The organism is Arthrobacter sp. OV608 (genome assembly GCA_900110595.1).
In the GTDB taxonomy this organism is placed as follows: Bacteria; Actinomycetota; Actinomycetes; order Actinomycetales; family Micrococcaceae; genus Arthrobacter.
Map to the genome: position 1 here is coordinate 275,553 of FOEZ01000004.1, position 25,409 is coordinate 300,961.

Below are 25,409 nucleotides of genomic sequence, written 5' to 3' on the forward strand. Positions count from 1 at the left end.
ATGCAGCTCAGCATCGACCTCACCGGCCGCGACGTCCTCGTGGCCGGCTCGGACCACGCAGCCCGGCAGGCGGTGCGCCGCTACCAGGCGGCCGGCGCCGTGGTCTACCGCCTCAGCACCCCGCAGGGCGCAGGCCATGACGGCCCCCTGCCCGAGCGCCCCTTCCTGGTGGCAGCGGTCGACGACGGCCAGCCGGGCTGGGAGCCGCTGCTGGACCGGTGCCGTGCAGCCGGCATCCCCGTGGCCGTGGAACCTGCTGCCGGACCGGTCGGCCACGTCACCCTCGTGGGCGGCGGACCCGGAACCACCGAACTGCTCACTGTGGGCGCCATCAAGGCGCTGCGCGATGCCGACGTCGTCTTTTATGACCGGCTGGCCCCCTGCCAGGACCTGCCGCAGCTGACCTCGGCCGAACTCGTGGATGTGGGCAAGAAGCCCGGGCACCACAAAGTCGGCCAGGCCGACATCGAAAAGCTCATGGTGGAAAGCGCCCTCGCGGGCAACAACGTGGTGCGGCTCAAAGGCGGCGATCCGTACGTCTTTGGCCGCGGCGGCGAGGAGGTCGCCTCCTGCGTGGCAGCCGGCGTCCCGGTCCGCGTCATTTCGGGTGTCACCAGCGCCATCTCCGTCCCCGCGGCGGCCGGAATCCCGGTCACCCACCGCGAAGTGAGCCACATGTTCACCGTGGTCTCCGGGCACGCCCCGCTGACCGAAAAGGAGCACCAGCACCTGGCCGGACTGGGCGGAACCATCGTTGTGCTGATGGGCATCGGCACCCTGCACCAGCTTGCCGCAGGCCTCCGCCGGGCAGGAATGCGCACGGACATGCCCATGGCCGTTGTTGAACGTGGCTACCGGCCCGGACAGCGCACCACCATCGCGGACCTCGGCAGCATCACCACTGCGGCCGCCGGCTGCAGCAACCCGGCTGTGCTGGTCATCGGCGAGGTGGTGCGGGTGGCGGAAGCCAACCGCGGGCATGCTGAGGCCGCCGCCGACCTGGACAGGCTGGCGGCCTCGCTGCTGGGCTCGTGAAAGGATTGACCTCCATGAATGCTCTTGCACCGGCCGAAGCACCCCAGGTCGAGGAAACGCCAGAGGCAGCCGAAGCACCGCTGGAGGGTTTCCGCATCGGTGTCACCTCGGACCGGCGGTCCCAGGACCTGATCGAGGCCCTCGAACGCCGCGGCGCTGAGGTACTGCACGCCCCCGCCCTGAAGATCGCCCCGGTGCAGGAGGACATGCGCCTCATCGACGACACCCGCGCCATCATCGCGGCCAAGCCGGACCTGTGCATCGCCACCACCGCTTACGGCATGCGCCGCTGGTGCGAAGCCGCGGATTCCTTCGGCATCGGCGACGAGCTGCTGGAAACCCTCGGAGCGTGCCGGATGTTCGTCCGCGGCCCCAAAGCCCGCGGTGCCGTGCGCGCGGCCGGCCTTGCCGACGTCGGAATCAGCAGCGACGAAACCACCGCAACGCTGGTGGACATGCTGCTCACCGAGGGCGTCCGCGGCAAGACCGTGGCCGTGCAGCTGCACGGGTACACGGATGTCCGGCAGCTGGAGCGCCTGCGCATGTCCGGCGCCACCGTCCTGACGGTCACCCCATACCGCTGGGTGAAGCCCGACGGCGAGGACAAGCTTCCCCGCCTCATCGAGGCGGTGTGCAGTGGAAACCTGGACGTCCTGACCTTCACCAGCGCGCCTGCTGTCGACGCCCTGTGGAGCACTGCCCATGAGATGGGCGTCTACAAGCAGCTGATCGAGAGCCTGAAGACGAACGTGACCACGGCCGTGGTGGGTCCGGTGACCGCGCAGCCGCTGCTGGACGCCGGCATCACACCCCTGATCCCGGAACGCTTCCGGATGGGCGCCTTGATCAGGCTGGTGTGCGAGCACCTCGCACTGAACCATGTCCGGCGGCTGGACACCAGGTCCGGCAAGATCGAGCTGCGCGGCAGGAGCCTGCGCATCGATGGCCAGCCGGTGGAACTGGCGCCCGCTCCGCTGCTGCTCCTCCGGGCGCTGCTGGGTGCCGGCGGCGCGGTCCTGTCCCGCGAATCCCTGTCCGACCTGCTGGAACTCCGAGGTTCGGTCCACGCGCTGGACATGACCGTGAGCCGGCTCCGTTCTTCGCTGCCCGACGGCCGCCTCGTGGAAACTGTGGTGAAGCGCGGCTACCGTATCCGCGTCTAGTGCCTGCGGTGCACCGCTCAAAGTGCCCGGGCATTGCCCCGGGCACTTTGTACATGGCGGGTGCACGTCGAATGTGTCCGTTTCTGCCTGGATGAGAGGCACGTCACGGGTTCTGTTACCGGCCGGTAAAAACTGGCGAACACGGACCCGCTAAACGGCAACTGAGGGGAAACACCCCGGAAAAAGCAGGGTCCTACGCTGGGTCCATCACGAAGTTCCGGCCGTTCACCGGCCGCCAGCGAAAGGGCCAGCACATGTCCGCTCCGGCACCCTCCACCTCCACTGTTCCCGCCACCCGCATCGTCATTGCGGGGGCAGGACCTGCCGCCCAGGCTCTGGTCAGCCAGCTCAACCGTGCACGGTTCACGGGAACCATCACGGTGCTGAGCAACCGGGACGACACTCCCGAGGAGCTGCTGGAGCTGGCGCTGCTCCCCCAGGTCTCGGTGCGGTTTGGCCAGCCGGCCAGCCACATTGACCCGGAGAACCGGACGGTGGCAACGGCGGACGGCATGGAATTCAGCTACGACCAGCTGGTCATCGCCACCGGATCCGCACCGGTGGCCAGCCCGGTGGAGGGCGCCAGCCGCTGCCTGAGCTACTCCACCATCGACGACGCCGCCCGCATCGGCGAGGCTGTCAGCGAAGTCACCCGGGAACTGGGCCGGCGGCCGCTGGGGATCCTGGTGGGCACGGGTGCCGCGGCCGGCCAGGCTGAAGCCGTGCTCCGTGCCAGGGGCGTGCGGCCCATCCGCACTACGGCCCGGCCGGCCGCCGTTATGCCCCATGCTTCAGAGTCAGGCTTCGCGGCTTCCGGTGTGGTCTTCGAAGACGGCAGCAGCATGTACGGCGACCTGGTGGTCCTGGCCGAGGAGCGGGTGTCCCGGGACGGGCTGGCTGCCAGCGCGGGACTGCAGACAGCGGCCAGCGGCGGGATTGTCATCAGCAAGGACTTCCGGACGTCCGTCCCGGGAATCTGGGCCCTCGGCGATGCGGCAGCGTTCGACGGCGTCCGGCTGGGCCTGCTGGTCGCCGCGGCTTCCGCAGCGGGCGCCTGCGCCACGCAGCTGCTCACTGCCGCATCCGCTCCGTCCGCTCCTCCCGCTCCTTCCGCACCCTCCGCACTGCCGGCCGCCGCCTGAGCAGCAACGCGCGGTCACTTACGGCCCGATAATCCGTCCGCATAGGGCCGGAAGTGACCCCGCGTTGCTCTGTGGCAAGATGGTTCCGAAACGAGGCAGGGCGTCACAACGCCCTGGCCTATCGGCCCCTTCGAGAGGACCATCATGAGCAACGAAGCCACCCCTTCCGTTCAAACAGCCGCATCCGGCGCCCCGGACTCCGGCAGCATCGCGTCATTCATCGACCACACGCTGCTGAAGCCGGAAGCTGGTGAGTCCGACGTCCTCAAAGTGTGTGCCGAAGCCGCTGAATACCGCTTCAAGTCCGTGTGCGTGAACCCCATCTGGGTCAAGACCGTGAAGAAGGCCCTGAAGGGTTCCGGCGTCCTCACTTGCTCCGTGGTGGGTTTCCCGCTGGGCGCCACGCCCACGGACGTCAAGACGTTCGAGGCCCGCGGGGCGGTGCTGGACGGCGCCGACGAAGTGGATATGGTCATCAACATCGCAGCCGCCCGGGCCGGGGACAAGGGCGCGCTGGTTGAGGACATCACGTCGGTGGCGGAGGCTGTCCACGCCAGCGGTGCCATCCTGAAGGTCATCATCGAAACGGCGCTGCTCACGGACAGCCAGAAGGTTCTCGCGTGTGAGGCCGCCGTGGAAGCCGGCGCCGATTTCGTCAAGACCTCCACCGGCTTCAACGGCGGAGGCGCCACCGCCGAGGACATCGCCCTGATGCGCCGCACGGTAGGTCCCGGCCTTGGCGTCAAGGCCTCCGGCGGCGTGCGTTCCCTCGAGGACGCGCAGGCTATGATTGCAGCAGGTGCAACACGTATTGGTGCCAGCTCCGGCATCGCCATCGTCAAGGGTGAACAGGGTTCATCCTCCTACTGACGGCAACCGGAGCCGCCACAGATTGAAGGCCCCCGCGGCCAAGGAGGAATGAATGTCCAGCAAGATCACGGCTTCCAGCCACGGCCCGGCGTCTCACGAAGGGGAACTCCGGACCCCGCAGAACGAGAACAAGCTCGGCACCAGCATCATCCTCTTTGTGGTCTGCATGGCCCTGTTCCTCGGCGCCATCTATTCCCTGTCCTTCCTGACGCTCGGCAACCCGTGGCCCATGGCTGTTTGCCTGGCGCTGTTCGCCCTGGCGTACTGGATCCCGCAGACCATCCTGGGCCGCTCGGACTCCGCCGGCGAGCACTAATCCCACAGCAGACAAGAGACCCCCTGGACGATGTCCAGGGGGTCTCTTGCATTTGGCGCACGCGCTGGCAGGCTGGCACCGGGTGTTTGCGGGATTAGACGTCATTTTCAGAAGCTGACCGCACAGAATGTCAGAAGTCCTCTGCACAAGTGTCATTAGGCGTGGGAAAAAAGTCGTTTTCCGAAGTCGTCCGCACGGAATGTCAGAAGTCGTCGGCACAACCGTTCCTGGCCCGGAAGTGGATCGGCCTACTGGCGGCCAGTGAACAATGATTCTCCAAGCCGTCCCAACCTATTCAGGACTAATTTGCGGTGGATATGCTGCGGAAACCGGGCCGGCCGCGGCTCGCAAGACAGGGGGACCGCTTTGAGCTCATTTATTGTCGGCACCGATCTGATTGACCTCTTGGCGACCGCCGCGCGAAGGATCCGAAACGGCAGAATGCCGGACCTTTTCTTCGACTACGAGGACACTGCCACAGCACAATCGATCGGGGAAGCATTGTCCCACTTCAACATCGTGGCGGTCTCAGACCACTATCAGGAAGAACGTGCCGAGCCGGAGTACACGTTCACCCCGGTGGATGAGATCCTGACCGGGGCGCTCGAGCCCAGGCATTTGGTGCAGATCTATTTAGCGGCGAGATGCTACAACTACCAGACCGGCGAGGATCACCCGGAATGGGCCTACAGCCTTCCTTGGGCAACCGTGAAGGCAATTCAATTCTGGGCAGAGACAAATCTCTACGGGCGCGGCTGGCCGATCATGAAGCTGAAGAACTCCCCCGGGTACGACTGGGCGGGTATCGAAGACGCGGCGTGGGAATGGACGCGCGATCACGGCTTCCCCGAGTTGCAGATGATTCCTGGCCGGCTCGACAATGACGAAGTCAGGCAGGCCATCACTGCTACCGGACAGATGCTTGACCAAGCGTCCGCGGCACTGGGGATGTCCAAGGTCTCGCTGCTCGCCCGTCTTGTTCTGGCTGCCTATGAGGACGCCACCTATCTGATCCTCGAATCTGAAAATGGACGATTCGTCCGCGGTACGCTCTTCCGGGAAGCCGGGGAGAAGATCGCGGAAATCAGCTCCCCGGAAGCTGGCCATGGCCCCGACTCAACCGGCGGAGAAGAAGTCCGAGCACTCCTTGCCACCGTTGATCCCGGCACGGCAAACCCGGCATGGACAGAGTTCGCCCCAGGGATGTCCTGCCGCTGCCTGAAGGATCTCAAGCGATTAACTTGGAAAAGGCATCTGCTTGGTCACCGATAACTGCCCGTCGACGGCCCAGCGACACCTGACCGAGCGTCTCGCGCTGCGGCTGTGCACATCAACTGACGGATGCAAGTCGGCTCGTCCGACTTGCGCGATCAATCCTAAGCATGCTTAGTATGGGTGTAGCCGAATGCGAACGGCTGCCAACCAGAGGAGGAAACACCATGGGACTAGGCGACAAGATTGAGAACGCTGCCGAGAAGGCTGGCGGCAAGGGCAAGGAAGCGGCCGGTAACGCCACAGGCGATGACAGCCTGAAGGCTGAAGGCCAGACGGACCAGGCCAAAGGCGACGTGAAGCAGGCCGGCGAAAAGGTCAAAGACGCCTTCAAAGACTGAATGATTTTACGAAAGGGTGCGCTCAGCGAACGGGGCGCACCTTTTTCGTGCCCTCATTTTGCTGCGCCTCAAACCCCGCGCGGCACAGTCCTAGACTTTCGGCATGCACCCCGTTAGCGGCAATCGGCCTGGTGTTCCTCGCCGAGATTGCCCCAGCGCCAATCGTTTGCGAGGACGCTGGAGCTCGCAAATCCGCATAAATGAATGGCAGGGACTATGGCCAGCAACAGTGTGGTGGGGCGGGATGAGTGCTGCCGGAAATCTGTGGCGGGCGACTGGGAGCCGGCTTATGGGTGGGGGGACGGCTTCTGCCGTAGGCATCGCAGCTCTATCGATGTAGCCGGCATTTCCTGCACTCAAAGTGCGTGGCACACCTGTACAAGGTTCCTGTTCCCCTGGAGAACCCGGTGTGGTACGAATGGGACGACCGCAAGCAACCGTCTTGCAGCCTAGGGTTGGTCCGAATATTTGGGAAGGTAAGGACTAAGGTGCTTTCACTCGGAGTTGTTCTACTAATCCTCGGTTATATTTTCGGCATTGGAATACTGATAACGATTGGGTGGATTCTGGTTGTTATTGGACTCGTGCTTTTCGTGCTCGGTGCAATCGGACGACCCCTTGCCGGAAGACGGTACTGGTACTAATCGCGGCCCCATTTCGCTACAAGGACCGCGGAAGTCCTCCCCCGTATACGTATTGCCTGGAATGTAAGGGGCTGGGGACGCTGGGTCCACCAGCCGCTGTTTTAGCGCGCCGTGGGGATCTCGCCGCAGTCCGGGCACTCGCCAATAAGCCCGCGTCAAAGCCCTTGGCGCATCTGGGGCTAAGACCTTCAATAACTGGCTTCGTTGTCGCTGGATAGGCGGTTTGTGCCGGTAGAGGATCCTTACCCGGAATACGCAGGATAGATGCGCATGGGGTCCGTTTGTGCCGCCAACAGCCGGCTCGCTGAACGATGTCCCACACGTGATTGCTAGAGATGTTCTTCCCTAGTCCCTCGGGCGCTAACTATGCGCACGACGCAACGTGCGAAGTAAACGACGGCCCCCGCGCTCACGACGCCCAAGATCCATGTCCCTTCGATCCCGAGCATCGGACCACTAGTGCAGGTACCGATGGCGCCCGACTCAACAACGTAGTCAAAGCACTCACCTCCCCCTGATCCGATGAAGAAGGCGTTTAAGACGATTACGCCCAGGATCGCCATCGCCCAAGGCCACAACCGCTGTGATCGATACGCTGCACTTGCGTCCATGAACCGACCATACACGCGGGCAACAAAATATCGGGGTTTCCAGGTCTCAATCTGAGCACCTAGAACCACCGGACTGGCAGGCGCTACTAGGTGGCTCCGCCAGCGCCCGCTAGCCGGTCGATCACCGCACTGTTGGTGCACGTTAGTCGGACGGCCCTGGAGTAGTGACAGGATTACGCGATGACGACAATTCGTATGCCTGCCGGAGTCCGCGGGGCGGATGTCAGCTCCCGGGTCTGTTGATGGGCTTGTCCAGCGCCACGCTGATGGTCTGCCCTGGCGCAAGTTCGCCATTGGGCAGGTCTGTGTATTCATACCAAGACCCGGCCGTGCCCGTGCTCGGACGATTGGCCGAGCGCAGGTCAGTCACGCCGAATCGAAACGAAACTTGCCGCTCGGTGTCCCCTGGGGCGGTGGTATAGGTCAGCGGAATATTTTGGGCATCGGTGGTGAACGTTCCCTGGGCGCCCTCGATGGTCAGTTCGCCGGGTATCAGTCGAACCTTCGTGCCGGCATGGATGGGCTGATCCGCCGACAGCGAGGGGTTGTACAGCAGGATCTGTGCCGTGGTTGAGCGGAACTTGTAGCCAAGGCTGTCGAACGAGTCACCGTCCACCGTGGTGTAGAAGACCGTCTGGCCGAATGAGTTGTTGACCGAGGCACCCGAGCCGGACCTGCTGTCTACCGGCTTCTTCTGCAGCTGGATGACCTTGCCGGCCTGGATGAAGAAGACGTTTCCCTTTTCGTAGGTGAACGGGACCTTGTTCGCTTCCGCCAACTGCTCAGAGGTCAGGTTGAACCGGTAGGTGATGCCGGCCAGGCTGTCTTCGGGCTCTATTGTGTAACCCGTTGGAATGCCGTTTGCGTCAACCGTTGCAGCCCCCTTGGCACCCGGCATGGGACCGGTCGGAATCAGCCGGAGCCGTGTGTCCGGAGTGAGGGGAGTTCCTGGCTGGAGTCCGTTGAACGCGGCGACTTTCGCCTCGGATAGCTTGTACGCCGCCGCCACGGCCGGGAGGGTGTCTCCTGGAACGGTGGTGTAGAAGTCCGCGTTGCCAAACGAGTCCCGCACGGTTTCTCCACTCAGGGCAGGCTTCGCAGCGGACGACGCAACTGCAGCGGGGGTGGTCTGGGCGGCCGGTTCCGCCTGGGTTGGAGCATCCGCGTAAGTGCACCCTGCCAGTCCCAGCGACAGCACAACAAGCAGCGCTGGCCGAACCGCGGGCAGGCCAGTCGTCGTCTTTGCTGTATTGCCAGTTCCCACCATGGATATGCCCCCATAAGTCCGGCGTAGCCGAGTCAAGGCCCAGAATGGACCAAAAGCGAGCCTAGTGGATAAACCGTGAGCCGCAGTAGCGGCCGTCCCTGCTGCCAGCCGTATGCGGGACTGTTTCTTATATACCCAATAGACCTTTCATTCCTTTGACGGGCTGTGCAGATGACTTCGGACATTCTGTGCAGTCGACTTCGGAAACTGACAATGGCGTCGCCATTCCTTAACATGGCGCATGGGACCCTCTGTCTTACACCGGGGATTTCGCCACGCCCGCCCGTGCGGCGGACAGATTTAGAGCGTCGGGGCAGGCGACTTGGAGCATTTCGGATGTGCATTTCAGGGCAATCCGTCGTGGTCGTTGGAGGGGTTCCGGCTGAGGAAAACGGCAGTAATCCGTTCCCCATCTGGATGTCTCATAACCTCAGCGCCCCGAATCCCCCAGGTTTCGAGAGGCATCGCGGTCCCAGCCAGCCACTCATCAAAACCCGCCTGCGCAAACCCCCGGAATTCAGCCGGATTATGTGCGGCCGGCTTCTGAAAACGACATTAGAACCAGATGCGGGTCCAGGCTTCGGCTGCCGCCGCCACGCTGGTCCAGTGGGTCCGGGCTATCGCCCAGCCGGCCACGCACAACCCCACCATTGCGTACGCGCTCACGGGAATGAGCAGCAGCCATTCGCGCTTGGACCCCGCCCGGCCGAGCAATGGCAGGGACAGTGCGCCGTTGGGCCGCCACACCTGGCGCAGCAGCGGCAGCCGGCGCAGCACCTTGGGCGGCCGGATCACCAGCGGCCACAGAAGGGGCACCCCGTTGGTGGTGATGAGGTCCCCCACAATGTGCACAAGCACGCCCGTGAGCATCGAGACGGGCAGCCAGGTCCACTGGTCCGGTGCGAACCAGGTGACAAGCCCGGCCATGGTCAGCGCGAAGATCCAGTTGCTGATGAACCCCGCCTTCGGGAACAGCTTGAGCGCCTTGGCCGCGATGTTGATCATAAACATGCACAGCAGTCCGGCGCCCACGGACAGCAGGCCCCACTGGGTCTGCAGCTGGAACTGACCGGCCAAGGTGGCCAGCAGCACAAAGAAGGCGGCTCCGAGGACGGAGTGCGTCCCCTGCCGGTGCCCGCCGCTGGCATTTTCAATTCCGACGGCGATCAGATTCGACAGCGGCGGCAGGGCATTCGCTACCGTGCTGTGCCGGTGGTCCCAGTCGCAGACCAGGGCGGTGCCCGCCGTCGCCATCCCGCCGATCAGGATCCCGGTGGCGTCCAGCGGATACCAGCCAAGGGTGTACGGCCCCGTTGAGGCAATAGCTACCCACGCCGCGGCTCCCGACGCGGCGTGATGTCCTCCCATCAAGTCCTATCCCACCGCCAGCGGTGCGTCCGAGAAAATGTTGCGGATGACGCCGTTGGCCCATTCCAGGATTTCCGCGTCCTGCAGGTCCCGGCCGCCGATCTTGGCCGTTTTCGGCTTGGGGATCAGCACGGCGTCGAGGGCCGGCTTGGACTGGGATCCCGGGTACATCCGGTTCAGCCGCATCACCTTGGACTCCGGCAGGGTGGCCGGCGAGAACTTGATGAAGTTGCCCTGGAGTGCGACGTCGGACAGGCCGGCTTCCCGGGCTCCCACCCGGAAGCGGGCCACGGCCACCAGGTTCTGGGCGGGCAGCGGCGGCTCGCCGTACCGGTCCACCAGCTCAGCCAGGACTTCGTCGATGGCCTCGTTGGTGAGGGCTGCCGCGAGCTTGCGGTAGGCCTCCAGCCGGAGCCGCTCCCCCGGCACGTAGTCGTGCGGGAGGTGGGCGTTGACCGGCAGTTCGATCTTCATCTCGGCGGCCTTCTCCTCGGCCTCGCCGCGGAAGTCGGCCACGGCCTCCCCCACCAGGCGGATGTAGAGGTCGAAGCCCACGCCCTGGATGTGGCCGGACTGTTCGCCGCCCAGCAGGTTGCCGGCGCCGCGTATTTCGAGGTCCTTCATGGCCAGCTGCATGCCGGCGCCCAGTTCGTTGTGCGTGGCCACCGCTTTGAGCCGTTCGAGTGCCACCTCGCCCAGCGGCTTCTCCGACGGGTAGAGGAAGTAGGCGTACGCACGCTCGCGGCCGCGGCCCACGCGCCCGCGGAGCTGGTGAAGCTGGGACAGGCCGTACTTGTCCGCGCCGTCCACAATCAGGGTGTTGGCGTTGGAGATGTCCAGGCCGGTTTCGATGATGGTGGTGCACACCAGCACGTCGAACCGCTTTTCCCAGAAGTCCACGATGATCTGCTCCAGGCGGCTCTCGGACATCTGCCCGTGGGCCACCTCCACCCGTGCTTCCGGCACGAGCTCGCGGATCTTCGCCGCGGTGCGCTCAATGGTGGACACCCGGTTGTGGACCAGGAACACCTGGCCCTCGCGCATCAGCTCACGCCGAATGGCGGCCGAGGTCTGCTTGTCCGTGTAGGGCCCCACATAGGTCAGGACAGGGTGCCGCTCCTCCGGCGGGGTAGCCAGGGTGGAGGTTTCCCGGATGCCGGTGAGGGACATTTCCAGGGTGCGGGGAATCGGGGTGGCGCTCATGGCCAGCACATCGACGTTAGTGCGCATTTTCTTCAGCGCTTCTTTGTGCTCGACGCCGAAGCGCTGTTCCTCGTCCACGATGACCAGGCCCAGGTCCTTGAACTCGAAGTCCTTGGACAGCAGCCGGTGCGTGCCGATCACCACGTCAACAGATCCGCTCTTGACGCCTTCCACCGTCTCCTTGGTTTCCTTGGTCCCCTGGAAGCGGGACAGTGCCTTGACCCGCAGCGGGAACCCGGAGAACCGCTCGGTGAACGTTTCGTAGTGCTGCTGGGCCAGCAGGGTGGTGGGCACCAGCACGGCCACCTGCTTGCCGTCCTGCACGGCCTTGAACGCGGCACGCACGGCGATTTCCGTCTTGCCGTAGCCCACATCGCCGGAGACCAGCCGGTCCATGGGGATCTCGCGTTCCATGTCCGCCTTGACCTCGTTGATGGTGGTCAGCTGATCGGGGGTCTCCACGTAGGGGAAGGCTTCCTCGAGCTCGCGCTGCCACGGCGTGTCCGGGGCGAAGGCGTGCCCACGGGAGGCCATCCGGGCCGAATACAGCCGGATCAGCTCGCCCGCGATCTCCTTGACCGCCTTCCGGGCCTTGGACTTGGTGCTGGCCCAGTCCGCGCCGCCCATCTTGCTCAGGACCGGGGTGTCGCCGCCGACGTAGCGCGTCACCTGGTCCAGCTGGTCCGTGGGGACAAACAGCCGGTCCCCCGGGGCGCCGCGCTTGGAAGGCGCGTACTCCAGGGCCAGGTACTCGCGCACGCCGTCACCGCCGCCGGCAACCTTGCGCTGGATCAGCTCCACGAACCTGCCGATGCCGTGCTGCTCGTGCACCACGTGGTCGCCCGCAACAAGCTGCAGCGGGTCCACTGCGTTGCGGCGCTTCGAGGGCATGCGGCGCATGTCCTTGGTGGATCCGGCGGAGGTGCGGCCCAGCAGGTCGGCTTCGGTGAGCAGGCCGAGCTTCAGCCCGTCCAGGACGAAACCGCGTCCGACGGCGGCAGTGGTCACCTCGATGATGCCCGCCTGGGGTTCGTGGTCCAGGCTGTCCACCCGGGCGCAGGGGATGTCCGCGTCGTGGAACAGTTCGGCAAGGCGCTGGGCGGGGCCGGGGCCCTCGGTGGCCACCACGATCCGCCACTGGTCGCGCACGTGGGACCCGATAAACTCCATCATTTCCGCCACATCACCCTGGTAGCCGCGCGGTTCGCGGGCGTGCAGGTTCAGGACGTCGATCTCGGGCAGCAGTTCCTCGTCCTGGGCCAGCGACGTAATGGACCACCACGAAACCCCGTGCTCCAGGGAGGAGGTGCGGGTGTCCGTCAGTGACCGGAAGCTGGCGGAATGGAGGGCAGCACTTGCCTGCGAGCTGAGGTCCAGCGGCGCGGTCCCGCCGTCGGACGCCGTGGACCAGGCCGCTTCCAGGAATTCCTCATTGGTGGCGGCGAGGTCGTGGGCGCGGGTGCGGACCTTCTCCGGTTCGATGACAACGGAGATGGAACCGGCGGGCAGCTGCTCCACAAACGGGACCATGGCGTCCACCAGCACCGGAGCCAGGGATTCCATGCCTTCCACCGCGATGCCGCCGGCGATTTTCTCGAGCATGTCTGCTGCCGCCGGAAGCTGCGCCTTGAGCGTGGCGGCCCGGGACATCACGGACGGGGTGATGAGGATTTCACGGCACGGCGGTGCATGCAGTTCGGTGGGGTGGTGCAGTCCGGGTGAGGACAGCGAGCGCTGGTCGGCCACAGCAAACCAGCGCATCTGGTCCACTTCGTCGCCGAAGAATTCCACCCGGATGGGATGGTCCTCGGTGGGCGGAAACACGTCGATGATGCCGCCGCGGACGGCAAACTCGCCGCGGTGGGTCACCATGTCCACCCGGGCATACGCGGCGTCGGCCAGGCTCCGCACCACGTCGGTGAACGGCTTCTCCTGGCCCACCTTCAGGGTGACGGGGACCAGCTCGCCGAGGCCGGCCACAACGGGCTGGACCACGGCGCGGACGGGCGCCACCACCACCCGGAGCGGCCCCGCCGTCGACGTTTCCGGGTGCGCGAGGCGGCGCAGCACGGACAGCCGCCGCCCCACGGTGTCCGAGCGCGGTGAGAGCCGCTCGTGCGGGAGGGTCTCCCAGCTGGGGAATTCGGCTACGGCATCGGCAGGCAGGTATGCGCGCAGGGCGGCGGTAAGGTCCTCCGCCTCCCGCCCCGTGGCGGTGACCGCCAGGACCACGCCCGGCCCCGCACCGTCCGCTCCCCCGGCAGCGGCAGCCACGCCGTCGGCCATCTCGGCGAGCAGCACAGGCCGCAGCCCGGCCGGGGCGCTGATCTGGTAATCCTGGCCGCGGACGGCGAAGCCGCGGGCAGCCTCCGCACGGACCCGGGCGAAGGTCTGGTCCGCGGCGAGGGCGCGGCGCAGCCCCTCCAGCGAAGGGCCTACGCTGGACTTGCCGGTGCTGGATTTACCGGTGCCGGACTTTCCAGCGATGGATGTGCCGGCAGTGGACGGGCCGGGAAGGCTCATGGCAGAAGCTCCTGTGGTGTTGCGAAAAAGCAGGCAGCGCGAAAACCCGAAATTCGCTGCGAATCCCGGGTAGTTCCAGCCTACCCCCAGCCGGTGACATGGCAGCCGTCCACAGCCGCCGCGGCTCCGAACCCCTGAACAGGGACAGGCAAGGAAACAGGACGAGAGGGCACAGCATGAGCGGAACCAGCAAGCATCCAGCCAAAACTGTCCTGGTTACCGGCGCCACCGGCTACATCGGCGGCCGCCTGGTGCCCAGGCTCCTGGACGAGGGGCACACGGTCAAAGTCCTGGTGCGCTCCCCCGGCAAGATCGCCGGCGTCCCGTGGCGGGACCAGGTGGAGGTGGTGGAAAGCAGCCTGGACGACGGCGGGGCGTTGCGGGCGGCGCTGGCCGGCGTTGACGTCTTCTACTACCTTGTGCACTCCATGGCGGCCGGTGCCGGCTTTGAAGCGAAGGAACAAGCGATGGCACGGACAGCTGCGGGTGCCGCAGCCGAGGCCGGCGTGGACAGGATCGTCTACCTGGGCGGTCTCCACCCCAGTGGAGTTGAGCTGTCCACCCACATGCGCTCCCGGGAGGCTGTGGGCCAGGTCTTCCTGGACAGCCCGGTGGACGCCATTGTTTTCCAGGCCGGGGTGGTGATCGGCTCGGGGTCGGCGTCGTTCGAGATGATCCGGCACCTCGCCGAAACGCTGCCGCTGATGCCGGCGCCCAGCTGGGTCCGGAACCGGATCGAGGCGATCGCGGTGCGCGATGTCCTCTACTACCTCGTCTCCGCGGCGTCGCTGGAGGGCCCGCTCAACCGCACGTTCGACGTCGGCTGCCGCCAGGTGCTCACGTACGCCGGCATGATGCAGGAGTACGCTGCGGAAGCCGGCCTGCCCTACCGGCCGGTGCTGGCCCTGCCGGTTCCGGCGCCCAAGCTGGCCGGCATTTGGGTGGCCCTGACCACCCCCATCCCGCTGTCCATGGCCGTGCCCCTGGTCCAATCGCTGCAGCACGATGCTGTCGCCAATGAGCACGACATCGACCAGTACATTCCGCAGCCCGACGGCGGCCTGACCGCCTACCGTACCGCCGTGGCCCTGGCCTTGGGCAAGGAACGCGACGGACAGGTGGAGACCACGTGGGCCAACGCCGGCGTCGATGCGGATCCCCTGCCGAGTGACCCCGACTGGGCCGGGCACAAGGTGTACACCGACGAACGGACCTTCCATGGCGACGTCGATCCCGCCCACGTGTGGACGGTCATCGAGGGCATCGGGGGTAGGAACGGCTGGTATTCCCTGCCGCTGGCCTGGCAGGTGCGCGGCTGGCTGGACAAACTGACCGGCGGCGCCGGGCTGCTGCGCGGACGCCGGCACCCGCACACCCTGGCCACAGGTGAAGTGGTGGACTGGTGGCGGGTGGAACGGATCGAGCGCGGGAAACTGCTCCGGCTCCGGGCCGAAATGCGGGCGCCGGGGCGTGCCTGGCTGGAGCTGTCCGTGGAACCGGACGGGAACGGCAGCCGGTACCGGCAGCGGGCCATTTTCTTCCCCAAGGGGCTGAGCGGGAGGCTGTACTGGCTCGCTGTCCTGCCGTTCCACAGCCTGATCTTCCCCGCCATGGCAAGGAATATCACCGGCGCGGCGCGGAAACTGGTGGATGCGGAGGCAGGCGTCCGGACCCCGTAGGATGTTTGGAGCCTAATCCGACCCCCCACGTCCCAGGAGGACCCATGGCCTTGAGCGCAACCACCACCCTTCCGCACTCCGTCCCCAGCGTTGCAGCTGTCCTGGTGAACGAGGATTTCCAGCGCCACGTCAGCCAGCTGGTGGGCGGCACCCTGGAATCCTTCACTGTTGACGGCGATCTTGCCGGCGCATTCAGCGCCACGTCCGTCCGGACCCTGCCCACCACGCGGCTGCCGGAGATCGCCCGTAAGTTCGTGGGTGAGCACCTTAAGGTGACCCAGGTGGAGAACTGGGACGCTCCCGCCGCGGACGGTTCCCGGCAGAGCAACATTTCCCTGAAGATCGCCGGCGCCCCGGTGGACGTCACCGCCGTTCAGCGGCTGGTAGCGGCCGACGGCGGCACCCGCGTGGAGCTCGAAGGTGCCGTTAAGTCCTCCGTGCCGTTCCTGGGCGGCAAGATCGCCGACGCTGCCGAACCGATGGTTGCCAAGGCACTGAACCTGCAGGCCCAGCAGGCACAGGCCTGGCTGGAAAGCCACTAGGCGCGTGGAACTGCCCGTCTTTGCCGCGCTCGTCCTGATCGTTGCCGGCATCTGGTCGCTGGTGGTCTGGCCGCAGTTCCTGCGCCGGGTCATGAAGGATCCGCGCGCCCGCGACGCTGCCGGCAAGGCCACCAAGTTCCTCACCGTCCACGTGGTGCTGGTAGCCATCTCGATGGTGCTGGGTGCGGCCACGGCCCTGATTGGAATTCTGGGGCTGTTCAGCTAGGGCCAGCCCCGCCAGGCATCAAACCAGGCCGCCAGGCATTAAAAACGTCCGGCCCTCATCCCGTTGGGGAGGAGGGCCGGACGTTTTGCTGTCTTGGCTTTTGCGTCTCAGGCGGCCTGGTTGAGCGCGTCTTCGGCGGCAACCCAGGAAATCATGGCGCACTTGACCCGTGCCGCGTACCGGGCCACGCCCTCAAACGCTGCTGCGTCTCCCAGCAAGTCCGGATCCGCATGGATCTTTCCCCGGGATCGCAGGACCTCGCGGAAGCTGTCGATCACCTCGTGAAGTTCCGCCACGGTCATGCCCTCTGCAAGGTCGGTCAGGACAGAGGCCGAGGCCATGGAGATGGAGCAACCCGCGCCGTCCCAGGCAACCTGTGCCACTTTCCCTTCGCTGACGGCCAGGCGCAGTGTTACTTCGTCGCCGCAGACCGGATTGAGCTGATGGGACTGGCCGGTGGTGGCGCCGTTGGGCGCGTCGGTGCCGGCCAGTCCGCTGCCATGGCGGGCTTTGGAATGGTCCAGGATGATCTGCTGGTACAGCTGGTCGAGGCTCATGGTTTTACCTTTGGGGTGTGTGGGGTCTTAGGCGCGGAAGTAGGCACGCACGCCCGCGACGGCATCCAGGAACTGGTCGACGTCGTCCGTGGTGTTGTAAAGGTAGGCGCTCGCCCTGGTGGTGGCGGTCAGACCCAGCCGTCGGTGCAGCGGCTGGGCACAGTGGTGGCCCACCCGCACCGCGATGCCCCGCGAGTCCAGGAACTGGCCCACGTCATGGGCGTGGACACCGTCGACGTCGAAGGCGGCGAGCCCGATGCGGTCCTGCCCGGCTGCAGGCCCGAGGACGCGGACGCCCGGGATGGATTCGAGGCCGGTGACCATCCGCTGGCCGAGCTCGGCCTCCCACCGGTGGATCCGGTCCAGCCCTGTTTCGGTCAGGTAGTTCACGGCCGCGGCCAGCGCCACCGCCTGGGAGATGCGCTGGGTGCCGGCTTCGAAGCGCTGGGGCGCAGGCAGGTACTCGGCCCGCTCCATGGTGACCGTGGTGATCATGGAGCCGCCGGTCAGGAACGGCGGCAGCACGTCCAGGATGTCCTGCTTCCCGTAGAACACGCCGATTCCCGTGGGTGCAAGCATCTTGTGCCCGGAGAACACCGCAAAGTCCACATCCAGCTCTTTGACGTCCAGCGGCATGTGCGGGGCGGACTGGCAGGCGTCCAGCACCACCAAGGCTCCGGCCTGCCGGCCCAGGGCTGCGAGTTCAGTGACGGGGTTGATGGTGCCTAGGACGTTGGAGGCGTGGGTGAAGGCCAGGAGCTTTGTCCGGCCGTTCACGATCTCCCTGGCCGCGTCCATACGGAGGCTGCCGGCGTCGTCCACGGGAATGTACCGCAGGGTGGCCCCGGTGCGGAAGGCGAGTTCCTGCCAGGGAATGAGGTTGGCGTGGTGCTCCATCTCGGTGACCACGATTTCGTCGCCCGGGTTCAGGGCAAGCTCCTTGAGCCGCGCGTCGCCCCGGCCCTGGGCAGCCCACAACCCCGCATTGGACAGGGCGTAGCTGAGGAGGTTCAGGCCCTCGGTGGCGTTGGACGTCCAGATGACCTCCGAGTAGTCGGCGCCCACAAAGTCGGCCACCGTCTGCCGGGCGTCCTCGAACGCCTCGGTGGCCTCGACGGCGAGGTGGTGGGCGCCGCGGTGCACGGCGGCGTTGCGCTGCTCGTAGAACTCCTGCTCGGCCTCGATGACGCTGAGCGGATTCTGTGACGTGGCGCCGGAGTCCAGGTAGATCAGCGGGCGACCGTTGACCAGTTGGTCCAGGACCGGGAAATCGTTGCGGATGCGCTGCACTTCGGCGTTGTCCATCACCGGTACGGCACGTTCCAGTGTGGCTGGCGTTGAAACTACGGCCAAAACAAACTCCTTGAAATGCCAACGGATGACACTCAATTGTCCCACACACGGCTGTGGCGGCCGCCCGGTGGGGGCAGCCGCCACAGTCGCTCCGGGCTTCAGCCCGCGGAATGGAGGGCCGGCGACGGCTGGGGGGAGAGTCTCGGTCTCAGAAGACTCTGACGTCGCCGGCCCCGTCCAGCCCGGTCCCAGTGGACCGGAAGTTTGTTGGATACAAGGCCTGGTTATGTTCCCGCCGCTGCGGCTTCTTTCGTGCCGCTTGCTTTGGTTCCATAAGTAAATACTCCGGGGCCACCCTGCACACGAGTAGGGTGTACTCGAATTCCGCCACCTGGGACTACCTAGGGTCGGCGGATACCCGCAGGCACCGGAAAGCGCCCGGGAGTGCCCCGGCGGCTTGCGGACGGAGGGGCATGGAAGTGCCCGGCCGGTGCCTCAGGGAAGCACAACCGGGGGCTCTGGCGGGAAAGCCTACTTGGGCAGTGCGGACTCCAGCTCATCACGGCTCCGCACGCCAAGCTTGACGTACGTGCGGTACAGGTGGCCCTCCACGGTGCGCACCGACACCATCAGCCGCTGGGCGATTTCACGGTCCGTGAGGCCTTGGACCGCCAGTCCCACAATGTCCTGTTCACGCCGGGTAAGGTGGACGGCCGGTGCCGCGGCGATAAAGCGGCCTTCCCGGAATCTTTCACCGAGTTCGTGGTCGCATTTCTCCCGCAGCGCCACGGCCTGCCTGGACCGCCGGCGTTCCCCCGACTGTTCCAGCAGGGTGCTGGCGCGGGCGTAGGCCTCCCGTGCCAGGTTCACGAAGCCCGCTTCCTCCAGTGCGGAGGCCGTCTCCATCAACGCGTCCCCGTCCGCTTCTTCCCACCGGGCGGCCAGGGCAAGCATTGCCTGGGCCCAGCGGCCCTCCACGCCTTGGGCAACCGTCTGCACCATCGGGATAACCGAGGGGTCGCCCAGATCCCAGCAGACCGCAAGGAGCTCAAGCAGGGTTCCCGCCCTCGCGGTGGCATCCGGCGTGGTGGCCAGCGTGTGCAGCGCGGCAAGTCCTTTGCCGTCCCGGGAAAGGTACTCGGCGGCAGCGGCGCTGTAGGCAGCGGCAAGGAGTTCGTGGGCAGGTCCGCCTGCGCCCGCATCGCTGTAGTCCTGTTCCAGTCGCTGCGCCTGGGCCGAATCCCCCAGCCTCGCGGCAACATAAAAGCCCAGGGCTGAAGCGAAGCGGAACAGCTGCAGGGGATCGTTCAGCCGGAGTGCCTCCACGGCCGGCAGCAGCACCTGGTATGCACGCTCCATCCGGCCCTGCCGCAGCAGGGAGTAGCCCCGCAGCACCTGGAGGCTGCCGCTGAAGGTGGCGGACCCAGGCCCATGGCTTGCGGCGTAATTGTCGAGCTCCCGCTCGGCCGATTCCCACTCCCCCATCGCAAGGTAGTCGGTCACCAGCCGGCCCAGCACAAACTCGGTGTAGAAGAACAGGCTGTCTTCCAGCGGAGGCAGCTCGGATGCGGCCAGCAGCGCCGAATCCAGGCCCTCGGAGGCGCGGCCGGTGGCAGCCAGGGCGTGCGCCAGGAGTGCCTCCCCCAACGCCCTGAGCGGTTCGCCTCCGGCATCCGTTGAGGTGCTGTTCCTGATGTCCCTGACCTCCGCGGCCAGCGCTTCGGCGTCCACGTCCCCGCCCAGCTCCAGGAGCCGCACGACGCGCAGGAGCTGATCCGGCGCGGGGTCGTCGCCGTCCTCCCGCTGTTGGACGTGCCCGCGCATGTCCTCTGCGAGGGCGTTGAGCGGGGCGCCATTCGCCTGGTGGGCGGCGGCCCGGAGCAGTACGACGGCGGGACCTTCCGCCGTACCGGACAATTGCCGCCAGCAGGCGTCCAGGAGGTCGGCAGCCGGCCCGTACATGCCCTCGTTATAGAGCGCCCGGGCCTGGATGGCCTTAGCCAGGGGCACCAGTGCAGGATCCCTGATTTTGGCGGCTATGGTGCGGGCACTGTCGTTGCGGAAGCGCCTCAAGGCTTCGCGGGCGGCCTGCAGCATCTCGGGATCAGGAATGCGCAGGCCAACCTCGAATGCCCACTCGACGGAGCGGAGCATGCCCTCGCCGCGCAGGGCAGTGCCGTCCTGATGGGCCCGGATCCGTTCCAGCAGTTGCAGGCTCCGGGACACTGACAAGGTGTTCCTGATGGCCTTGGCGAACAGGGCGTTCCACATGGAGAGTTCGGAGGGAATCCCGGAACTCTCGGAAACCATCTGCTGGTCAATGAGGGACCGGACCACGGCGGCCCCGCTGATGTCCTCGATCACTTTCCGGCCTACCGGTCCGGCGAGGGCTATGAGCTTCAGGGCTTCCTGTTCCTCCGGCGCCCGCCGGAGGTGGTCCTTCGTCACTACAGCCGTGAGCTGGGGGCCGTCAGAAGGCAGGGCTCCCAACAGTATCCAGATGCCGTTCCGTTTGGCCAGGACGCCCGTTTCCGCGGCATCGTGCAGCAGTGCGTCCAGGATGCGCGGGTTCCCGCCGGAGCCATGCCAGACAGCATCAACAGTGGCCGGCGGAACGGTTCCGTCGAGGACATGGGCCAATACCTCTTCGATCTGGTCCCGGTTCAGGGGCCGCAGGTCCACCCGCTCGGCAAGGCCGTCGTACCAGAGCTGGTCCAACGGCTGCGGAAGGCCGGGCCGGGGCCTGGCAGCAGCCACCACCGTAGCCCAGCCGGCAGAGATGAGGTCTGCCAGTACGCCGGCGGAGGCGTCGTCCAGGTGGTGGGCATCATCCACCACCAGCAGGACGGGGGCACCGCGGCCTGCCTTGAGTTTTTCGAAGTAGGTCCACATTGACCGCAGGACCGCTACCGGCGAGACGGACTCTTCAGCGCTCAGGTCGCCCGTATAGGGGGTGAGGACGCCGAAGGGCACGGCCGCGAGGGCGGAGCTGCCGTGGATCTGCAGGATGTTCAGCTGCCCGGCGAGACGTTCGGCAATCGCCTCGGTTACGGACGTTTTGCCGATGCCTGGTCCTGCCATGAGGAAAACGGCATGGCTGCTGCCGTTCCGGACAATATTGCAGATCCGTTCCAGCGGCTCCCGCCTCCCGGTGAGGGCGCGGTGGGCTGTTTGCGGTTTGTGGCCGTTAGACGAGTCCAGTCAGATCACCCCTGGAAGTTACGCCGAGCTTAGTGAAGACCTGGTACAAATGGCCTTCAACGGTTCGGACTGACACACCCATTTCCAGGGCGATGTCACGGTTAGAGGCTCCCCGGCCGGCGAGCCGCGCGATCTGGCGCTCCCGCGCGGTGAGCAGCGGGCTGCCGCTGCTGGGCATGATGGGAAGATTTGCCACCGTGGCCGCCAGGATGTCCAGCCTGGCCTGGGCGGTGCGGGCGGAGACGGCGTCCCCGTCCTGCCGGGCGAAGTCCACGGCCAGCGCCATGCAGCGGGCTTCCACCGCGTCCAGTTCCAGCGTGGCCGCCAGTTCACCGGCTGCGAGGAGGGTTTTGGCGTCCTTGGTCCGGCTGCCCAGCGCAATGAGCCGGGAGACCTCTGCCAAAGGACCCTGCCGGTGCCCGGCGATGTCCTCCAGGAGGCGGAAGTCGGCGTCGCTGCCGTTGACCGTGGCAGCCAGCAGGCTGATTCCTGCCATGGTGTAGATCCCTGCCCTCATGTGCCGCTCGGCCGACTGCTTCAGTCCGGCCACGGCTTCGGCGTCGCCCAGCCAGCGGCCGGCAACCAGGGCGCAGAACTCAATGATTTTCTCGGCGGAAAAACTGGCTTTGCCGGGAGTCCTTTGGAGTTTGCCCAGATACTTCCGCGCCTGGGTGCCGTTGCCGGTCTGGGCATATGCGAGGGCCGTTGCGGCGTAGGCCGAGCGGAGGGCGCTTTGGGCCGGCTGGAGCTCCAGCTGGGCCATCGCCGAAATCAACGGGTCCAGGGCCGCGCCGCCACGCCCCGAAAAAACATAGGCCAGGCCGGCCGCAAGTTCGGACGCGGCGCTCCGGTAAGGCATACGGTCCGGTTCGCCGTCGGGCCGCTGTCCGACAAGGTCGATGCAGCGGCGCCATTGCCCGGCGGTCAGCAGCACCACGAAGGCCTCCCTGGTGAACTGCTCGCGCAGGCCCACCACGTGGGACGCATCCGAGATTTGCCCGCCAATCCTCCGCATCAGGCTCAACGCGTCCATTTCCCGCCCCGTCATGGACAGTGCGCTCATCAGGATGACGGAAGCCTGCATCCGGTAGGACGTGTCCGGGTTGAGGGCCGGATCCGCTGCTGCCTCAAGCTCCGGAATCATGTCAGCGTAATCACCGGCGAACGCGCGGTACTCGAACCCGCTTAATGCCACCCGGTGTGCGGCGGCAACGGCCCGGTGCGGCCACGTGGCGTGGCCTGTGGCGGCATCCAGCCTTTCCTTTGCCGCGGCAAGGAGAGCCGGAATCTTGCCTGCCTGCTCCGGAAGCCACAGCATCACCTGGGCCTTCGCCGCCACAACGTGGGCGTACTCTTCCACTCCCACGCTGTCCAGTTCGGGCTGCGAGATGTCATCCAAGGCTGAAAGGGCCTGAACGGGCAGGTTCAGCTGAAGGTAGGCGGCGGCCTTGTGCCGCTGGGCCGGCACCCACTCCCGGTCCGTCCTCTTGAGCATGTCCGCGTAGGACAGGGCGAAATGGGGATCAAAGAGTTGAACGGCGGCTTCAGCGGCGGCGAGGGCCAGTGCCGGGCTGAGTTCGGCTTCGCATTCATGGGTCCAGGCGGCGAAGGCCATCAGCTCATCGACTGCCATCTCCGCCGGCTCGGGTTCCGTCCCGCCCAGGAGCCCGCTCCGTAGCTCCCGCCGCCGGGCAATGCTCAACCAGGAGCGCACTACTTCGCCGATGTATTTCTCACGCAACGAGACCCAGCGGTGGTCGGAGTCGTCGATCTCCAGCAGGCCCGCGTCCTCCATGTCTGCCACGACGTCGGCACTGTAGAGGGCAGTGAGCCTTCCGAGTTCCACACGCCGGGCGCAGGAAAGCATTTCGATGACTTCGCGGGTTTCCGGCGTCTCCCTGGACCAGCGGGAGCGGACGATGTCATCAAGGCTGGCGGCGCCGTCGAGCACCACTTTGTCGCGAAGCGTCCAGACGGAGTCGGAAAGGACCAGGTTCCCGGAAAGTTTTTGTTCGGTGACCAGGGCCTTCAGCAGCAGCGGGTTGCCGCCCACCGTGTGGTGGTAAGTGGCAACCAGAGAAGCGGAGACCCGGTGGCCCAGCAGGGACAGCAGCACCTGGCGCGTTTGCAGTTCATTCAGGTTGCTGAGCCGGACCTCGGTCAGGCGCCGGTCCGTGAGCAGCCAGTGGAAGTCCGGGGGAAGGTCGCTGATCTTCGGTGCGACGGCGATGATCTTTGCGGTGCCGGTCAGGAGTACGTTCAGGAGCACCCCGGCGCTCATGTCGTCAATGCTTCCGGACGTATCAAGGGTGATGACGCAGGGCCGCCCGGCGGCATCGCTCCGGATCAAGGAGGTGATGCCGCGCAGGATGGCGGTGGGCGAGCCCATGTACGCCTGGGGCAGGCGGGCGAGGAGGAAGGAAAGGCAGCCATAGGGGGTGTTGGCGCCGGAAGGGCCGCTGCGGAGTTGAAGCGACCAGGTATCAGGGCCAAGGTCGGCCACTGCGGCCCGGGCAAGTGATGACTTTCCCACGCCTCTGCCGCCGGTGATAACGACGCCGAGGGAATCGTCAGTGGTCAGCGCTGCCCGGATGGATTCAAGGTTTGCGCTGCGGGCAGGGGCAGACCACTGTTGCCCCCCTGGTGTTCCGGAGGTTTCGGTCTGCAGCCCAGCGCCCTGAGGTGTTGACCCACGTCCCCAGCTGAGTGGCTCGATTGACATGAACTTATCCCCTACGTCCCCTGGTGGCGGGATGTAGCCCCATTGCTCCCCCGCCTTGGAGTTAGAGTACATCGTCGTGCAGACAAGGAAACAGGTTCATGCGACTTTAAGTTTTTATGTCGCTATCGCTCAGACTTTGCAGAATGGAACTTCTGCTGCGCCGCCAGCAGTCCGTCACGCGCCAGCAACTCCGCTGCATCGGCCGCCTCATCCAGCAGGAAGGGCAGCTCTTTGAGCTCGGCTGTGCCGAAATCCCGCAGCACGAAGTCGGCGGTGTCCATCCGGCCGGGCGGCCGGCCCACTCCTACACGGACGCGGTAGTAGTCCTTGGTGCCGAGCGCTTTGGAGATGTCGCGCAGCCCGTTGTGGCCGCCTTCTCCCCCGCCAATCTTGAGCTTGACCGTATTGAAGGGGATGTCGATTTCATCGTGCACTGCCACCACATGATCCGGGTCGATGCCGTAGAAATTGGCCAGGGCCGAGACAGGGCCGCCTGAAACGTTCATGTAGCTCATGGGTTTGGCCAGCACCACGCGGGGGCCGCCGATTCCAAGCCGCCCCTCCACCACCTGTGCCCGCGCCTTGTGGGTCTTGAAACCTGCCCCCACCCGGCCTGCGAGTTCGTCCAGCACCATCTGGCCCACGTTATGCCTGTTGCCTTGATACTGGGCTCCGGGGTTTCCGAGGCCGACGATCAGCCAGGTGTCAGTCATGGGTCAATCCTAAAGTGGAGTATTGGGACGCGCGGCAAGTGGGCAGAGACGACAGTGGCCGGACCCTTGGGGTCCGGCCACTGCACATCAGCGGAATTACTCGGCCGCTGCCGCGGAAGCGCCTTCAGCAGATTCCTCGGCGCCTTCCTCGGCGGACTCGGTGGCCTCGGAGATGTTCACAACGAGTGCATCGGCGTCGGCCAGCAGGACGGCGCCCTTGGGCAGGACCAGGTCGGAAGCGTGGATGTGCTGTCCGGCGGTGCGGCCTTCGATGTTAACCTCGACGGCGGTGGGCAGGTGGGTTGCCTCAGCCTCGAGCGAGATGACGGTCAGTTCCTGGTTGTAGGCGTTGCCGGGGGCAACTTCGCCAACAACGTGGACGGGGATGTCAACGGTGACCTTTTCGCCCTGGCGGACGGTCAGCAGGTCGATGTGCTCGATGATCTGCTTGATCGGGTCGCGCTGGACATCCTTCACGAGGGCCAGGTGGCCTTCACCGTTGATGTCCAGGGACAGCAGGGCGTTGGCCGTGCGGACAGCCAGGGTGGTGGCCTTGGCCGGGAGGGTGATGTGGATGGGCTCTGCGCCGTGGCCGTAGATGACGGCGGGGATCTGGTTGTTCATCCGGGCGCGGCGGGCATAGCCCTTGCCGAATTCGGTGCGTACTTCTGCTGCGAGCTTCTGCTCAGACATGGAGATCTCCTTGAAAACTAAACGGTGT

The 25,409-nt window shown here is 65.9% G+C and carries 19 protein-coding genes; 10 read left to right on the forward strand and 9 right to left on the reverse strand.

Annotated elements, in window-relative coordinates:
• The 7 genes from cobA (at position 1) to BMX78_RS07830 (ending at position 6,139) form a co-directional block, all read left to right on the forward strand.
• A complete protein-coding gene (gene cobA, locus BMX78_RS07800; protein WP_091418375.1) occupies positions 1–1,035 on the forward strand; it encodes a uroporphyrinogen-III C-methyltransferase in 1,035 nt (344 codons plus the stop codon).
• Positions 1,036–1,049: 14 nt separating this feature from the next.
• Positions 1,050–2,198, forward strand: coding sequence for a uroporphyrinogen-III synthase (locus tag BMX78_RS07805; RefSeq protein ID WP_091418377.1), 1,149 nt, complete (start codon positions 1,050–1,052; stop codon positions 2,196–2,198).
• 254 nt (positions 2,199–2,452) lie between these two features.
• On the forward strand, positions 2,453–3,340 hold the full coding sequence (locus BMX78_RS07810) for an FAD-dependent oxidoreductase (protein ID WP_091418379.1): 888 nt from the start codon (positions 2,453–2,455) through the stop codon (positions 3,338–3,340).
• A gap of 144 nt (positions 3,341–3,484) precedes the next feature.
• On the forward strand, positions 3,485–4,210 hold the full coding sequence (gene deoC, locus BMX78_RS07815; RefSeq protein ID WP_091418380.1) for a deoxyribose-phosphate aldolase: 726 nt from the start codon (positions 3,485–3,487) through the stop codon (positions 4,208–4,210).
• A 52-nt stretch (positions 4,211–4,262) separates the two neighbouring features.
• A complete protein-coding gene (locus BMX78_RS07820) occupies positions 4,263–4,526 on the forward strand; it encodes a hypothetical protein (RefSeq protein WP_091418382.1) in 264 nt (87 codons plus the stop codon).
• 366 nt (positions 4,527–4,892) lie between these two features.
• Entirely contained in the window at positions 4,893–5,798 is a 906-nt protein-coding gene (locus tag BMX78_RS07825) for a hypothetical protein (RefSeq protein ID WP_139204897.1), read from the forward strand.
• A 167-nt stretch (positions 5,799–5,965) separates the two neighbouring features.
• A complete protein-coding gene (locus BMX78_RS07830; protein WP_091418386.1) occupies positions 5,966–6,139 on the forward strand; it encodes a CsbD family protein in 174 nt (57 codons plus the stop codon).
• A 1,478-nt stretch (positions 6,140–7,617) separates the two neighbouring features.
• Here the strand turns inward: BMX78_RS07830 and BMX78_RS07845 are convergent.
• The 3 genes from BMX78_RS07845 to mfd all read right to left on the reverse strand — a co-directional run bounded on the left by BMX78_RS07845 (position 7,618) and on the right by mfd (position 13,755).
• Positions 7,618–8,661: a LysM peptidoglycan-binding domain-containing protein gene (locus BMX78_RS07845; RefSeq protein WP_091418389.1), complete on the reverse strand. Its 1,044-nt coding sequence runs from the start codon at positions 8,659–8,661 to the stop codon at positions 7,618–7,620.
• Positions 8,662–9,216: 555 nt separating this feature from the next.
• Complete coding sequence (locus BMX78_RS07850; RefSeq protein ID WP_091418390.1) at positions 9,217–10,029, reverse strand: metal-dependent hydrolase; 813 nt, start codon at positions 10,027–10,029, stop codon at positions 9,217–9,219.
• 6 nt (positions 10,030–10,035) lie between these two features.
• Positions 10,036–13,755 (reverse strand): transcription-repair coupling factor, encoded by a 3,720-nt coding sequence (gene mfd, locus BMX78_RS07855; RefSeq protein WP_286138846.1) that lies wholly within the window; start codon positions 13,753–13,755, stop codon positions 10,036–10,038.
• Between the two features lie 176 nt (positions 13,756–13,931).
• Between mfd and BMX78_RS07860 the strand changes: the two genes are divergently transcribed.
• Genes BMX78_RS07860 through BMX78_RS07870 form a run of 3 tightly spaced genes read left to right on the forward strand, consistent with a single transcriptional unit; the run spans position 13,932 to position 16,202 of the window.
• On the forward strand, positions 13,932–15,434 hold the full coding sequence (locus tag BMX78_RS07860; protein WP_091418392.1) for an SDR family oxidoreductase: 1,503 nt from the start codon (positions 13,932–13,934) through the stop codon (positions 15,432–15,434).
• A gap of 44 nt (positions 15,435–15,478) precedes the next feature.
• Positions 15,479–15,976 (forward strand): DUF2505 domain-containing protein, encoded by a 498-nt coding sequence (locus tag BMX78_RS07865; RefSeq protein ID WP_091418393.1) that lies wholly within the window; start codon positions 15,479–15,481, stop codon positions 15,974–15,976.
• A 4-nt stretch (positions 15,977–15,980) separates the two neighbouring features.
• Entirely contained in the window at positions 15,981–16,202 is a 222-nt protein-coding gene (locus BMX78_RS07870; RefSeq protein ID WP_091418395.1) for an SCO4848 family membrane protein, read from the forward strand.
• A gap of 107 nt (positions 16,203–16,309) precedes the next feature.
• Here BMX78_RS07870 and sufU read toward each other — a convergent pair whose 3' ends face one another.
• The 6 genes from sufU to BMX78_RS07900 all read right to left on the reverse strand — a co-directional run bounded on the left by sufU (position 16,310) and on the right by BMX78_RS07900 (position 25,381).
• Complete coding sequence (gene sufU, locus BMX78_RS07875; protein WP_091418397.1) at positions 16,310–16,759, reverse strand: Fe-S cluster assembly sulfur transfer protein SufU; 450 nt, start codon at positions 16,757–16,759, stop codon at positions 16,310–16,312.
• A gap of 27 nt (positions 16,760–16,786) precedes the next feature.
• Positions 16,787–18,112: a cysteine desulfurase gene (locus BMX78_RS07880; protein WP_091418398.1), complete on the reverse strand. Its 1,326-nt coding sequence runs from the start codon at positions 18,110–18,112 to the stop codon at positions 16,787–16,789.
• A gap of 471 nt (positions 18,113–18,583) precedes the next feature.
• Entirely contained in the window at positions 18,584–21,187 is a 2,604-nt protein-coding gene (locus tag BMX78_RS07885) for a helix-turn-helix transcriptional regulator (protein WP_502686280.1), read from the reverse strand.
• A gap of 52 nt (positions 21,188–21,239) precedes the next feature.
• The gene (locus tag BMX78_RS07890; protein WP_091418402.1) at positions 21,240–23,975 is read right to left on the reverse strand and encodes a helix-turn-helix transcriptional regulator; all 2,736 of its coding nucleotides are present in this window, start codon (positions 23,973–23,975) and stop codon (positions 21,240–21,242) included.
• A 122-nt stretch (positions 23,976–24,097) separates the two neighbouring features.
• Complete coding sequence (gene pth / locus BMX78_RS07895) at positions 24,098–24,688, reverse strand: aminoacyl-tRNA hydrolase (RefSeq protein ID WP_091418404.1); 591 nt, start codon at positions 24,686–24,688, stop codon at positions 24,098–24,100.
• 96 nt (positions 24,689–24,784) lie between these two features.
• A complete protein-coding gene (locus BMX78_RS07900; protein ID WP_091418405.1) occupies positions 24,785–25,381 on the reverse strand; it encodes a 50S ribosomal protein L25/general stress protein Ctc in 597 nt (198 codons plus the stop codon).
• Between the last annotated feature and the right edge of the window lie 28 nt (positions 25,382–25,409).